This window comes from Algicella marina (assembly GCF_009931615.1).
Classification (GTDB): Bacteria; Pseudomonadota; Alphaproteobacteria; order Rhodobacterales; family Rhodobacteraceae; genus Algicella; species Algicella marina.
The window spans coordinates 3,009,677-3,022,245 of record NZ_CP046620.1 but is presented as its reverse complement, the minus strand read 5'-3'; the positions used below and the strand labels follow the sequence as shown (position 1 = coordinate 3,022,245).

Here is a 12,569-nt window from a genome sequence, read left to right as displayed (position 1 = left end):
GGGGGTTCGGTTTGCCTGAATTTCGCACTAGGTGTGGGGCGAAAGACGGAGGGTTGAGTATGGGGCTTGCTGAAATCAGGGCACGGGTTGCGGCGGCGGAAGAAAAGGCCGGCCGTGCACCCGGCAGCGTGAAGCTGATCGCGATTTCCAAGGTGCAACCGGATGAGCGCGTGCGGGCTGTGTTGGCGGACGGTCACCGGCTGTTTGGGGAGAACAAGGTTCAGGAAGCGGCTGGAAAATGGCCGGGGTTTCGGGAGGCCTACGGGGAAATTTCGGTGCATCTGGTTGGGCCGTTGCAGTCCAACAAGACCAAGCAGGCGATGGAGCTATTCGACGCGATCCATTCACTGGATCGGGAAAAACTCGCGCGCAAGATCGCAGATCAGGCGCAGGCGATGGGCCGGTGCCCAGACTTGTTCGTGCAGGTGAATTCGGGGGCGGAGGAGCAGAAAGCAGGCGTGCTGCCGGAAGACACGGACGCTTTTGTGGAACTGTGTCGAGGCATGGATCTGCCGGTAATGGGCCTGATGTGCATCCCACCGGTGGACGAGGAGCCGAGCCTGCATTTCGCACTGCTGGCGAAGATTGCCGCGCGTAACGGGCTCGAAGGGTTGTCGATGGGCATGAGTGGCGACTTTGAATCGGCCATCGCCCTCGGCGCGACACATGTGCGCGTTGGCTCCGCCATTTTTGGCGAGAGGACATACGCGCGGTGATTCCGCTCCGCGACCACAACCCTTCACGCCGGTTGCCGGTCGTGACGGTAGCGCTGATCGCGATCAACTGTATTGTCTTTCTCGGCTACGGGTTCCGACTGTCGGACCCGCAGGTATCCTTTGCCGTCTTCGGCGAGTACGGGCTGATCCCGGCGCGGCTCTGGTATGGCGAGGGGTTTCATACTTTTCTGACGTCGATGTTCCTGCACGGCGGTTGGCTGCACCTGATCGGCAACATGCTGTTCCTGTGGATATTTGGCGACAATCTGGAGGATCTTTTCGGTCATTTCGGATTTCTGGCCTTTTACCTGCTGGCGGGATTGGCGGCAGCGCTGGCGCAGTTCGCCGCGGGCCCGTTCAGCCCGGTTCCGATGGTCGGCGCCTCGGGCGCGATTGCCGGGGTGATGGGTGGATACCTGTTGCTGTTCCCACGGGCGCGGGTGGACGTTCTGTTCATTATCATCATCTTCTTTCGCGTTGTCGCCCTGCCCGCATGGCTGGTGCTGACTGTCTGGTTCGGGCTACAGGTCTGGAGCGGAGTTTCGACACCGGGGACGGGCGGGGGCGTTGCCTACTGGGCGCATGCAGGCGGTTTCGTGGCCGGACTGGCACTGGCATACCGCCCATGGCAGCGGCGCGGGGCGCAGGCATACTGGCGACGGACGGAGGGGCACCCCGATCACCGTCCCAGCCGGGCGAATTCGCGCCTTTCTACAGTGCCGCGCGTGCGGCGGCGTTGAGCGGGGTTGGAAACGCCGCGAAATCCGCCGACACTGCAGGAAACGGGGTGGGAGTTAAAAGGATGAGATTGCAGGGCAAGCGGGCCGTGGTGACTGGCGGGGCATCGGGATTCGGGGCCGGAATCGTGCGTCGGTTCGTGGCCGAGGGTGCGGATGTCGCGGCGGCAGACATCAACCTTGACGCCGCCGAGGCACTGGCCAAGGACGTGGGAGCGGCGGCGCTGCAGGTTGATGTTTCCGAGAACGAGAGCATGGCCTCCATGATCGAGGCGGCAGAGGCGACGCTGGGCGGGATCGACATATTCGTCAACAATGCCGGTATCACCCACCTGCCAGCGCCGATGGAGACCGTGGAGGAGGCGGAGTTCGACCGTGTGCTGGCCGTCAATGCGAAATCTGTCTACCTGTGTGCCCGGCATCTGGTGCCCAGAATGAAGGCGGCCGGTTCAGGTGCCATTCTCAACATCGCCTCTACGGCGGGAGTTTCGCCGCGCCCGAACCTGAACTGGTACAATGCCTCCAAGGGCTGGATGATCACGGCAACCAAGGCGATGGCGGTGGAACTGGCACCGTTCGGCATTCGCGTGAACGCTCTGAACCCGGTGGCGGGCGAAACGCCGCTGCTCAAGAGTTTCATGGGCGAGGACACGCCGGAAATGCGGGCCAAGTTTCTGGCGACCATTCCCATCGGCCGCTTCTCCACCCCCGAAGATCTCGGCTACGCCGCCACCTTCCTGTGTTCCGACGAGGCCGGGATGATCACTGGAGTGGCCATGGAAGTCGATGGCGGGCGTTGTATCTGAGGAACGGGTGATGAAGGCAATCAATCTGGCAGGGAAACTTGCGTCATTCGATGAACACTGGGCTCCGAGAATTGTCGGGCAATACAATGATAACGATCTGATGGTGGTGAAGGTGAAAGGCGAATTCGTCTGGCACGATCACGCGGACACGGATGACCTGTTCCTCGTGCTGGAAGGCGAGATCGACATCGAGATGCTGGCGGAAACGGTAACGCTGCGGGCCGGAGAGATGTTTGTTGTCCCGAAGGGGGTGGAGCATCGGCCCGTGGCGCGCGAAGAGGCGCATCTGCTTATCATCGAGCCGAGAAATACGCCGAACACGGGCGATCCTGCGACCGCCGTCACCAAAGAGACGATCTGATATGCAGCCGGGAGCCCGAAACCTGATTACCGATGTCGAAGGCTTGCGGGTCGGCAATGCCGAGGATGATGTTCTGAAGTCAGGGGTTACCTGCCTTGTCGCCGATGCGCCGTTCACGGCGGCGGTGGATATCCGTGGGGGCGCACCTGGAACGCGGGATATCGCGCTGCTGGCACCGGACAAGACGGTGCCGGCAGTGGATGCACTGGTGCTGTCGGGCGGGTCGGCGTTCGGACTGGATGCGCCATCCGGCGTGATGGATGGATTGCGGGCAGACGGGCGCGGCTTTGCTGTCGGGCCAGCGAAAGTGCCGATCGTGCCGGGCGCCATCATTTTCGATCTGTTGAACGGAGGGCGCAAGGACTGGCAGGCGAACCCCTACGCCGCTCTGGGGCGGCAGGCGTACCGGGCGGCGGGTGGCGACTTCGCGCTGGGAACAGCCGGGGCCGGAACGGGGGCGCTGACGGCGCGTCTGAAGGGTGGGCTTGGCTCCGCCTCCGCCGTGCTGGCCAGTGGCTATACGGTCGGTGCATTGGTGGTCGTCAACCCGGTGGGCTGTGTGACGCCGCCGGGCGAGAGACGGTTCTGGGCGGCTGGTTACGAGATTGGCCAGGAGTTCGGCGGTCTGGGTGTGCCGCCGGGACCGTTTGCGCCTCTGACCGCCGCCCACACGAAAATGGCATTGGACAGGGGGGAGGGGGCGAACACGACGATTGCTGTCGTCGCCACTGATTGTGCGATGGACAAGGCGGCACTGACGCGGCTGGCGGTGGCGGCGCATGACGGGCTGGCGCGGGCCATCCAGCCTTCACATACACCGTTCGACGGAGACCTGGTGTTCGCGGTGTCAACGGGAGCCAGGCCAGTGTCGCGGCCGGGCGTCGATGCACTGGAACTAGGCCATGCCGCTGCCGTGGTTCTGGCGCGTGCCGTAGCGCGGGGCGTCCACGCGGCGCGGCCAATGCCGGGCGACCCGATGCCTGTCTGGGCCTCTAGCCCGACTTGACGATCTTGGTGAGGCTGCCCCTGAGTTCCGGGCGGGGATCCTCCTTGAGTTTTACGACTTTCTGGTTGTCGAATGCGCCAAGCTTGCCGGTTGCCAGTTCGCTTTCACGCGTGCTGCCTATGGCTTGAACCATGGTGATGTTCTGAAGCGCCGCGCGCGGAATCGGCAGGACATTCCCCACCTTGATTTCCCTGACGCTGGCGAGCGGCAGTTTCAGGGTATGCAGGATGGCGTGCAACGGAATTTCGGCATTTGTGGCCGACATTCGCATCTGCTGCAGCCAGAGGTCGTTGTCGTCTATGTGCTCGGTCATGTCCGCCTGCATGGTCGCAGCCTTGAGCATATCGAGGATGGACAGGGGCACGATCAGGCTGAATTCACCGCTGCGCGCGGCTTCGCCGATATCGAGACTGACAGTCAACAGTACGACATCGGCGGTTTTGGGGGCAATCCGGACAGTGTTGATATCCTGCTTGTGGCCCGTGACCTTGAGGTTTGTCTTCAGCGGCACGCCAACGTTTTCCTCCACCGCCAGTTCGAAAGCGCGCAAGACGCGATCAAACACATCCATGCAAAGTTGCACGTCGATCGCCGTGAAGCTGCGCGTGGTGACCATCGGCGAAACGGTGGGGTCGCCGCCCATGCGCATATCGACGATATGATAAACGAGATCGGCGCTGAGATTGACCAGCGCCATTCTGTCGGAGCTGTCACTCTCGATCACGCCGAGCATGGCAGGCACCGGAATGGCATCGACCACTTCCGCCAGTTTCGTGATCTCGCAGTCCATGATGAAGGCCCCGACAATCGTTTTCAACAGCGGGCGCAGATGGTCCTCCAGGATCCGGCCGAATGTTTCACCGATGATTTCCAGATCCGGCAGTGGAGAGCGGCCAACGCTCCGGTTGCTGAGTTTCTTGGCGAGGACGGACTCGGACATGCAGGCACTTTCATCGGGTTGGGTGTTTACGGGCCGCGGTCAGGATTGCGGTTTCCGGTTCACAAAGGATTAAGCGGAGGAATTGTGGGATTAATTTTATGAAAGCTGTCGCCGCGATCTCCTGTTTCCGCGCATTTCCCTAACCCGATGGTAACGCTATCCGGCCAAAAGAAATCCCGGGTAGTTAAAGGGGTGTCCGGATGGCCGACGACGTTCGTCCAATAATCATCAAACGCAAGAAAGTCATCGCCGGTGGGCACCATGGTGGCGCCTGGAAAGTGGCATATGCGGACTTCGTGACCGCGATGATGGCCTTTTTCCTGTTGATGTGGCTGTTGAACGCAACAACGGAAGACCAGCGCAAGGGTTTGGCCGATTACTTCAATCCGTCCATCCCGGTTCACCGTACTTCCGGTGGAGGCGACGGGCCCTTCGGCGGCCCTTCTCAGAAGTCCGAGGAGACGCTTGCCCAGAACGGAAGTGGCGCGACCAAGGAGAGGCCGTCGGCACAATCGCTGGCCAAGGGGGAAACCGGTTCCGACAGCGCCGATGTTCCAGAGGAAGCGTTTATAGAGATTCAGGCCGCCCTGAAAGCGCTGGGCGGGGAGAGTGCGCTGGCCGACGAAATTCTGAAGCATGTGCGGACGAGGGTGACAGATGAAGGCCTGGTGATCGAGATTTTCGATATTGAGGGGTCGCCGCTGTTCGAGGCGGAAACCGACGCGGAAACAGCAGTCATGCGCACCCTGATGATTCTGATCGGTGATGTCGTCAATCTGGTCGAAAACCGGATTTCCGTTGCCGGGCACATCACCTCTGTCCCGCTGTCCGGCCCGGAATTCAAGGGTTGGGACATTTCAACACGCCGGGCGCTCTTGAGCCGCGGATTGCTGGGCCGGGCAGGGGTGGCCCAGACGAGATTCGCCCGGGTTGCGGGCATGGCAGACAGGGACCTCCAACAGGAGGATCCCTTTGACGTGCGGAACAACCGCATCGAGATAACGGTGCTGCGATCCGGCTCCGAAGCGGAGGGGTAGATGCACTGGGTTTTAGAGTTAGTGGCTTCTTAAGGGCTTGTGCCGATAACGGCCATCAGGTCTTGGGCCACGAACCTCGAAAGGGAAATGAGACATGAGTATCTCCTCCGCACTGAATGCAGGCGTCAGCGGGCTTTCTTCCAATGCCAGCAGGCTGGCGACAATCTCCGACAATATCGCCAATGCCAGCACCTTCGGATACAAACGTGCGGACGTGGACTTCTCTTCCGTTGTCATCTCCCAGAACTCCGGGCGGTATTCAGCCGGCGGTGTGACGATCGACGCCTACAGGGAGGTCGAATCACGTGGCACGCTGGTTTCCACGTCCAACTCGACCGATCTCGCGGTCGGAGGGCGCGGGATGCTGCCGGTGACGACGATTGCTGCGGTGGAAAGTGACGATACGTCCCTGCCGCTCATTATGGTCTCTACCGGCTCGTTCCGTCCTGATGACCAGGGCTACCTGCGCTCCGAGAGCGGGCTGGTGCTGACCGGTTTCCCTGCGGACAGCGACGGTAACATTCCCAACGTTCCGCGGGACAGTTCGGCCGGCCTGGAGCCAATCATCATCAACCGCAACCAGTTCACTGCCAGCCCCACGACGGAGATTTCGCTCGGAGCCAATCTTCCCGCGGACGAAACGCAGGCTGGCGCAACAGGCGATCCCATCGACCTGTCGATCGAGTATTTCGACAATGTCGGCGCGTCTCAGACGCTGACACTCACTTTCACGCCGGACATTCCCGCTGTGGGGCAATCCGACACTTGGAATGTGGTCATAACCGATGGCGCGCAGGGCGGTGCCGTGGTGGCCGAATATGATTTGCAGTTCGACAATTCCACAGGGAACGGTGGCTCGCTCCTGGCTGTCACTCCGGCGACGGGGGCCTATGACGGCGCCGCTGGAGTCGCCACGTTCAACGTTGCTCGGGGGCCAATAGAACTCGGCATCGGCGCGATTGGAACTTCCGATGCGCTGACCCAGCTCTCGGCCGAATTCGCACCGACGCAGATAACCAAGAACGGCTCACCCGTCGGCAACCTCACGTCAGTGGAAGTGGACGAGAACGGCTATGTCGTGGCGTCCTACGACAGTGGCTTCACCCGGATCATCTATCAGGTGCCCCTCGTGGATGTTGCCAATCCCAATGGCTTGACTGCAGTGGATAATCAGGCGTTCCGCATCTCCGACGACAGTGGCCCGCTGTACCTCTGGGACGCTGGGCAGGGTCCGACCGGAGAGGTGATCGGATATGCACGTGAGGAATCCACCGCGGATATCGCTGCGGAACTGACCAGTCTGATCCAGACGCAGCGCGCCTATTCTTCGAACGCCAAGGTCATCCAGACGGTCGACGAGATGCTACAGGAAACCACCAACCTGAAACGCTGACGACGTGTAACTGAGAAGGAACGGACATGAGCATCTCTTCCGCACTGACCAACGCATTGTCGGGACTGAATGCGGCCTCCCGCAGTGCCGAGATCATTGCCAACAATATCGCAAATGCCCAGACACCCGGTTACACTCGCCGCAGCGTCGAACTGGTAGCGACTCAGGTTAATGGTCGCGGAACCGGCGTTACCGTGGCGGGGGTGACATTGAATGGCAACGCGGTCACCTTGGCCAACCGTCGCCTCGCCGATGCCGAAGCCGGTTTTGCAGGAGCGCAGACAGGGGCACTGTCTCGGTTGACCGAAGCCCTTGGTCTGCCGGGTGATGACTATGGACTGGCTTCGGCCGCTGCCGATTTCCTCGCCGCCCTGACCGGCTCCGCGAACGATCCTGCCTCGGCGGCCGGGCAGGCGGCGCTTGCCAGCACGGCAAAGACCTATGCGAAGACGATCAACGACGTCGCGAATACCGTGCGTGAGGTGCGGCAGGATGCGGATGCGGAAATTGCCCGCCAGGTGACTTCCCTCAACGACGGGCTGAGAGCGATCGAGAAGCTCAATGCCGACATAAAATCCTTGGCAATTGCCGGCAACGATACGTCCTCACTGGTCGACACCCGCAACCAGGTGATCGACAGTCTTTCCTCCATCGTTCCGCTTCGGATTGTCCAACGCGACTACCAATCCATCGCCGTTTTCACGAGGGAGGGCGGCGTTCTGCTCGATCCGTCTGCGCGCGAACTGGATTTCACGGCTTCCGGTCTTATCACTCCCGATATGACGCTGTCTGCCGGGTCACTTTCGGAATTGAGCCAGAACGGTCAGGCCGTTCGGATCGGCGATGGAACGGGCACCGGCAGGCTTGATGGCGGTTCTCTCAGTGCTCTCTTCGAGATCAGAGATGTCGTGACGCCAGCCTTCAATGACAAACTGGATGCGCTGGCTCAAGACCTGATCCAGCGGTTCGAAGACCCGGCTCTCGACCCGACGCTGGCGCCAGGAGACGCGGGCTTGTTCACTGACAACGGTTCTGCCTATGACGCTCTCAACCAGATCGGGCTGGCCCGTAGAATTTCTCTCAATTCCGCCGTCGACCCGGCAGCGGGCGGTGACCTCTGGCGCCTGAGGGATGGCATAAATGCAGCGGCGCAGGGAAATGTCTCGTCGTCCGCAATTCTGGGCAACCTACTGAGTGCGGCGACCAGCCTGAATCCGGCACCGGCCGCCCTGGAGATCACGCCACCTGTCACCGTGGCCAGCATCGCCTCGGAGCTTACTTCCGGCCTAGCTGCGACCAAACTGCAGAGTGAACGGCTTGAGAGCCATGCGTCAGCCTATCTCAACACGCTGCGCGAGGCGGAGAGCGGCCAGTCCGGCGTCGACACAGATGCTGAAATTCAACAACTTATACTGGTAGAACAGGCCTACGCGGCCAATGCGCGTGTAATTTCGGTGACCGACGAACTGATCAGCCGCCTGTTGGAGATCTGATACATGCCCAATCTGCCTCTATCTGACCTGTCCATGACCCTTGCATTGCAACGACAGTCCCGCGATTTGCGCAGCGCCATGGAGGCGGCCGGTTTCGAGATGACCACCGGTTTGCAATCCGACATTATTGAAGCAACGGGCGGCAACGTCGAACAGGTTTTTGCCATCGACCGGTCACTGAAGCTGTTGGCCGAGCAGAGCCGGGGACTTGTTCAGGCAAAGAACCGGGCCGACATTACCCAGATTGCTTTGGGCGTCGTTCAGGACAGTGGCGGTGACATCGGATTGGATCTGGGTGCGGCCATCAGCAGGGGCGATCTCGTTTCTGCCGATCAGGTGGCGCGTGCTGCCGGACAGGCACTGGATGCTGTCGTCGGCGCCCTCAACAGTTCTTTCGGTGGCAGGTTCCTGTTTTCCGGTGCGGCGGAGGGCAACCAGTCAATTGCGTCGGCCGATACGATTCTGGCAGACGTCAAGGCGCTGATAGATGCCGCACCCGACGCGACGACTGCGATTGCCGACGTCGATTCATATTTCGACGATCCCGGCGGCGACTTCGAGACGATGATCTATCTTGGTTCGACCGAGGACGCTCCGGGCGTGCTGACCCCGGATGGAGACCGCATCGACTACATGTTGCGTGGCGATGCCCAACCGTTCCGGGACATGCTGAAGGGCCTGGCGATTGCCGCGAGTTTCGAGAGCACGGTGTTTGCGTCTTCGCCAACCGACAAGACGGCGGTGTTTACCAGTGCGGCGGGCGTGATCGAGAACGCCCGCCAGAATACGGTGGACCTGCGGGCGCATCTTGGCGTGGAAGAGCAGAACATCGCCCGAACGCAATCCTTCATCGAAACGCAGAAGTCGGCTCTCGAACTCTCCCGCTCCGATCTCGCCGGAGTGGATCCCTACGAAGCCGCGACTCGATTTCTGGCGCTGGAGAACCAGTTGACTGCCGCCTACACCGTTGCCTCGCGTATATCCAACCTGAGGCTGACCAATTTTCTGAGGTGACATGACCATTGTTCGTTTCAGACAGAACGTCTGGACTATCGCTTTCCTGATCTTGCTGGTGCCAGGGCTTTGCCTGGCGCAGCAGGCACGTATCAAGGATCTGGTGGAATTCGATGGCGTGCGAGGCAATGATCTCGTCGGCTACGGACTGGTTGTCGGGCTCAATGGTACCGGCGACGGACTCAGGAACTCTCCTTTCACCGAGGAGGCGATGGTCAATCTGCTCGAGCGGTTGGGCATCAACGTTACCGGTGAGCAGTTTCGCGCCCGTAACGTGGCCGCGGTGCTGGTGACAGGGGCACTACCGCCGTTCGCGCGCGCCGGCAGCAAGATCGATATAACGGTTTCAACAATCGGCGATGCCAGCAGTCTGCTTGGCGGTACGCTGATCATGACACCACTGAACGCGGCCGATGGTCAGATCTATGCCGTTGCGCAAGGGTCCGTTATTGCCGGCGGCGCGACAGCGGAGGGTGATGGTGCGGCGGTTACGCAAGGTGTGCCGACAGCCGGTGTAATCCCTGCCGGCGCACGGATCGAACGGGAGATCGACTTCGAATTGTCCGATGTGACCGTGATGAGGTTGGCCCTCCGCAACCCAGACTTTACCACGGCATCTCGTATCGAACAGGCGATCAATGGCTTCATCGGCGGGCCTGTGGCGCGGATGCTGGACTCCGGCACCGTGCAACTCGATCTTGCGCAACGCGGATTGCCGTCGCTGCCACAACTGATCAGTACCGTTGAAAACATCGAGGTCGCACCGGCGCAGAAAGCGCGGGTGGTGGTCGATCAACGTTCCGGCACGATCGTGCTGGGGGCCGATGTGAAAATCAGCCGCGTAGCGGTGAGCCAGGGCAACCTGACGCTAAGGGTGCAGGAAGCACCGCTTGCCCTGCAGCCGAACCCGTTTGCGCCGGAAGGCGCGCCGATCATCCTGCCGCGCACCCAAGCGGAAATCAACGAAGAGCCGGGGACACAATTGGCGATGGTAGAGACGTCCGTCAGCCTGCCGGAAGTGATCGCCGGGCTGAATGCGCTTGGCGTCTCGCCGCGAGACATGATCGATATTCTGAAGGCCATAAAGGCGGCCGGGGCACTGCACGCGGAGTTCATCGTGCAATAGTGCTGCCTCGGCCCGGATGCCGTAAAAATTTCATGGTGCGCGGCGCGGCTTGCCGATTGCGTTTGCGTCACGGAATGGTAGGGGTGGGCAGGTTCCGGCCCGAGTGCCACCCTTTCCGAGCACAGAAATCCGATGTCCGCCTTCGCCCTTTCCCGTTTGAAGCTGCAATCCGTCTTTGCGCTGAATGCCATTGGCATTGCCCTGTGGTTTCCCCGCATCCCCGACGTGAAGGCAGCGCTCGACGTCAGCCTCCTGACGCTGTCCGTCTGTTTCTTCATGCTGCCGATAGGCACGTTCATCGGATTTACATACGCACCTGCGGTACTGGCGCGATTGGGCACGCGACGGGTGGTGGCCCTTTGGGGCGCGGCATTCATCCTGGCGTTCATCCTGCCAGCGCTCGCGCCGAACGCGGTATTGCTCGCAGCAGCACTGCTTGCCTGTGGCCTGGTGATCGCGCCGGTCGAGGTCGGCATGAACGCCAAGGCGAGCAACATGGAGAAGGCGCACGGCCGGAGGGTAATGACACGGTGTCATGCGTTCTGGAGTTTTGGCAGCATGCTCGGGGCAATGCTTGGCGGGTTCGCGGCCGAGGTAGGGCTGAGTTTTCTCGCGCAACAACTATTACTGGCACCGCCTCTGGCGGCTGCGGCCTGGTATCTCGGCACGCAGCTGGAACCGGAGGGACCAAGGCCGGCGACGCCAGAGAAACGGGGCATGGCGCTGCCAACCCGCGCAGCGCTTGGATTCTGCCTGATGCCAATCGGGGCGTTGCTTCTGGAAGGCGCGATGATGGAGTGGTCGGCGCTGTATCTGCGGGGCGAAGTGCTGCTGTCGACCGTGGCGGCCGCATTTGTGTTCTCCGCATTCTCGATAGGGATGGGCACGGGGCGGCTGACGGGCGATGGTCTGGCGGAACGGTTCGGCCCTTACACGGTGTTGAACGTGTCCGCTGTGTTGGCTGGATGCGGCATTTTCTTGTTCGCGCTGGCGGATGGATTGCCGGTGGCGCTGTTTGGTGCGGTCCTGCTAGGTTTGGGATGCGCCAATATCTATCCGTTGACGGTATCCCTGATTGGCGATCTTCCCGGTCAGAGTGCGGAACGCAACATTGCCGCCCTTACAATGACGGCCTTCACGGCCTTTCTGATCGGGCCGCCTTTGATCGGTGTGCTCGGCTCCCTTCTGGGGCTCGGGAATGCCTTGCTGCTACTGACACCATTGGGGCTTTATCCCATTATCCAGTTGCGCAGAATGGCATTTCCAAAACTGGAGAAAGCATGACGACGACTCCCAAGGCACTGATTTTCGACATCGGCAACGTGCTGATCACCTGGAACCCGGAGCGCTTGTACGGCAAGTTGATGAGCGAAGAGGCGCGCGAAGCGTTGTTTGCCAAGGTCGACCTCCACGGTATGAACGACCGGATCGACTGCGGTGCCCCGTTCCGGGAAACCGTCTATGCGACGGCCGAGAAGTTTCCGCACCACGGCGACCATATCCGCATGTGGCATGACCGCTGGATCGAAATGGCCAGTCCGGTGATCGACGGTTCCTGGAAGATCCTGCGCCACATGCGGGCGGCGGGCGTCCCGGTGTTCGCGCTGTCGAATTTCGGGGTAGAGAGCTTCGCGCATGCCGAGACCTGCTATCCGGAGCTGAAGGAATTCGACCGGCGGTTCATTTCCGGTCATATGAAGGTGATCAAACCAGCCGCACGGATATATGAAATGGTGGAGGAGGAGAGCGGGCTTGCGGGTTCGGAGCTTTTCTTCACCGACGACAGGGCCGACAACATCGCTGCAGCCGAAGCTCGTGGCTGGATCGGGCATCGGTTTGATGGCCCGGAAGGTCTGGCACAGGCTGTGGACCGATACTTCGGGGTATCCGTACCGCTCGATTGACGCTTGCGGAACAGGGAATGAAGGCGTAAAGGCACG

The 12,569-nt window shown here is 61.1% G+C and carries 13 protein-coding genes; 12 read left to right on the top strand and 1 reads right to left on the bottom strand.

Annotation, left to right across the window (positions count from 1 at the left end; translation table 11 throughout):
* The first annotated feature begins 59 nt into the window (after nucleotides 1–59).
* From GO499_RS14880 to GO499_RS14860, 5 genes are all read left to right on the top strand, one after another.
* Nucleotides 60–716, top strand: coding sequence for a YggS family pyridoxal phosphate-dependent enzyme (locus tag GO499_RS14880; protein ID WP_161864003.1), 657 nt, complete (start codon nucleotides 60–62; stop codon nucleotides 714–716).
* Complete coding sequence (locus GO499_RS14875) at nucleotides 713–1,456, top strand: rhomboid family intramembrane serine protease (RefSeq protein ID WP_161862918.1); 744 nt, start codon at nucleotides 713–715, stop codon at nucleotides 1,454–1,456. Before GO499_RS14880 ends, GO499_RS14875 begins: the two co-directional genes overlap by 4 nt.
* Before the next feature lie 62 nt (nucleotides 1,457–1,518).
* Entirely contained in the window at nucleotides 1,519–2,259 is a 741-nt protein-coding gene (locus tag GO499_RS14870) for a glucose 1-dehydrogenase (protein ID WP_161862917.1), read from the top strand.
* Nucleotides 2,260–2,269: 10 nt separating this feature from the next.
* Nucleotides 2,270–2,620, top strand: a complete 351-nt coding sequence (locus GO499_RS14865) for a cupin domain-containing protein (protein WP_161862916.1) — start codon at nucleotides 2,270–2,272, stop codon at nucleotides 2,618–2,620.
* 1 nt (nucleotide 2,621) lies between these two features.
* A complete protein-coding gene (locus tag GO499_RS14860) occupies nucleotides 2,622–3,626 on the top strand; it encodes a P1 family peptidase (RefSeq protein WP_161862915.1) in 1,005 nt (334 codons plus the stop codon).
* Here the strand turns inward: GO499_RS14860 and GO499_RS14855 are convergent.
* Complete coding sequence (locus GO499_RS14855; RefSeq protein ID WP_161862914.1) at nucleotides 3,613–4,566, bottom strand: flagellar motor switch protein FliM; 954 nt, start codon at nucleotides 4,564–4,566, stop codon at nucleotides 3,613–3,615. The two genes, GO499_RS14860 and GO499_RS14855, sit on opposite strands and share 14 nt — an antisense overlap.
* 200 nt (nucleotides 4,567–4,766) lie before the next feature.
* Between GO499_RS14855 and GO499_RS14850 the strand changes: the two genes are divergently transcribed.
* The 7 genes from GO499_RS14850 (at nucleotide 4,767) to GO499_RS14820 (ending at nucleotide 12,533) form a co-directional block, all read left to right on the top strand.
* Nucleotides 4,767–5,603, top strand: coding sequence for a flagellar motor protein MotB (locus GO499_RS14850; RefSeq protein WP_161862913.1), 837 nt, complete (start codon nucleotides 4,767–4,769; stop codon nucleotides 5,601–5,603).
* A gap of 94 nt (nucleotides 5,604–5,697) precedes the next feature.
* Nucleotides 5,698–6,996: a flagellar hook protein FlgE gene (locus GO499_RS14845; protein WP_161862912.1), complete on the top strand. Its 1,299-nt coding sequence runs from the start codon at nucleotides 5,698–5,700 to the stop codon at nucleotides 6,994–6,996.
* Between the two features lie 26 nt (nucleotides 6,997–7,022).
* Nucleotides 7,023–8,489: a flagellar hook-associated protein FlgK gene (gene flgK / locus GO499_RS14840; RefSeq protein WP_161862911.1), complete on the top strand. Its 1,467-nt coding sequence runs from the start codon at nucleotides 7,023–7,025 to the stop codon at nucleotides 8,487–8,489.
* 3 nt (nucleotides 8,490–8,492) lie between these two features.
* Nucleotides 8,493–9,503: a flagellin gene (locus tag GO499_RS14835; protein WP_161862910.1), complete on the top strand. Its 1,011-nt coding sequence runs from the start codon at nucleotides 8,493–8,495 to the stop codon at nucleotides 9,501–9,503.
* A 1-nt stretch (nucleotide 9,504) separates the two neighbouring features.
* Nucleotides 9,505–10,629 carry a flagellar basal body P-ring protein FlgI gene (locus GO499_RS14830; RefSeq protein ID WP_161862909.1) on the top strand — a complete coding sequence of 375 codons (1,125 nt, stop codon included), beginning with the start codon at nucleotides 9,505–9,507 and terminating at the stop codon, nucleotides 10,627–10,629.
* 132 nt (nucleotides 10,630–10,761) lie between these two features.
* The gene (locus tag GO499_RS14825) at nucleotides 10,762–11,913 is read left to right on the top strand and encodes an MFS transporter (protein ID WP_161862908.1); all 1,152 of its coding nucleotides are present in this window, start codon (nucleotides 10,762–10,764) and stop codon (nucleotides 11,911–11,913) included.
* On the top strand, nucleotides 11,910–12,533 hold the full coding sequence (locus tag GO499_RS14820; RefSeq protein WP_161862907.1) for an HAD-IA family hydrolase: 624 nt from the start codon (nucleotides 11,910–11,912) through the stop codon (nucleotides 12,531–12,533). Before GO499_RS14825 ends, GO499_RS14820 begins: the two co-directional genes overlap by 4 nt.
* Nucleotides 12,534–12,569: the final 36 nt, after the last annotated feature.

Coding starts and splice junctions, on each gene's coding strand:
- GO499_RS14880 (WP_161864003.1), top strand. CDS start 60: ATGGGGCTTGCTGAAATCAGGGCACGGGTTGCGGCGGCGGAAGAAAAG.
- GO499_RS14870 (WP_161862917.1), top strand. CDS start 1,519: ATGAGATTGCAGGGCAAGCGGGCCGTGGTGACTGGCGGGGCATCGGGA.
- GO499_RS14865 (WP_161862916.1), top strand. CDS start 2,270: ATGAAGGCAATCAATCTGGCAGGGAAACTTGCGTCATTCGATGAACAC.
- GO499_RS14860 (WP_161862915.1), top strand. CDS start 2,622: ATGCAGCCGGGAGCCCGAAACCTGATTACCGATGTCGAAGGCTTGCGG.
- GO499_RS14855 (WP_161862914.1), bottom strand. CDS start 4,566: ATGTCCGAGTCCGTCCTCGCCAAGAAACTCAGCAACCGGAGCGTTGGC.
- GO499_RS14850 (WP_161862913.1), top strand. CDS start 4,767: ATGGCCGACGACGTTCGTCCAATAATCATCAAACGCAAGAAAGTCATC.
- GO499_RS14845 (WP_161862912.1), top strand. CDS start 5,698: ATGAGTATCTCCTCCGCACTGAATGCAGGCGTCAGCGGGCTTTCTTCC.
- flgK (WP_161862911.1), top strand. CDS start 7,023: ATGAGCATCTCTTCCGCACTGACCAACGCATTGTCGGGACTGAATGCG.
- GO499_RS14835 (WP_161862910.1), top strand. CDS start 8,493: ATGCCCAATCTGCCTCTATCTGACCTGTCCATGACCCTTGCATTGCAA.
- GO499_RS14830 (WP_161862909.1), top strand. CDS start 9,505: ATGACCATTGTTCGTTTCAGACAGAACGTCTGGACTATCGCTTTCCTG.
- GO499_RS14825 (WP_161862908.1), top strand. CDS start 10,762: ATGTCCGCCTTCGCCCTTTCCCGTTTGAAGCTGCAATCCGTCTTTGCG.
- GO499_RS14820 (WP_161862907.1), top strand. CDS start 11,910: ATGACGACGACTCCCAAGGCACTGATTTTCGACATCGGCAACGTGCTG.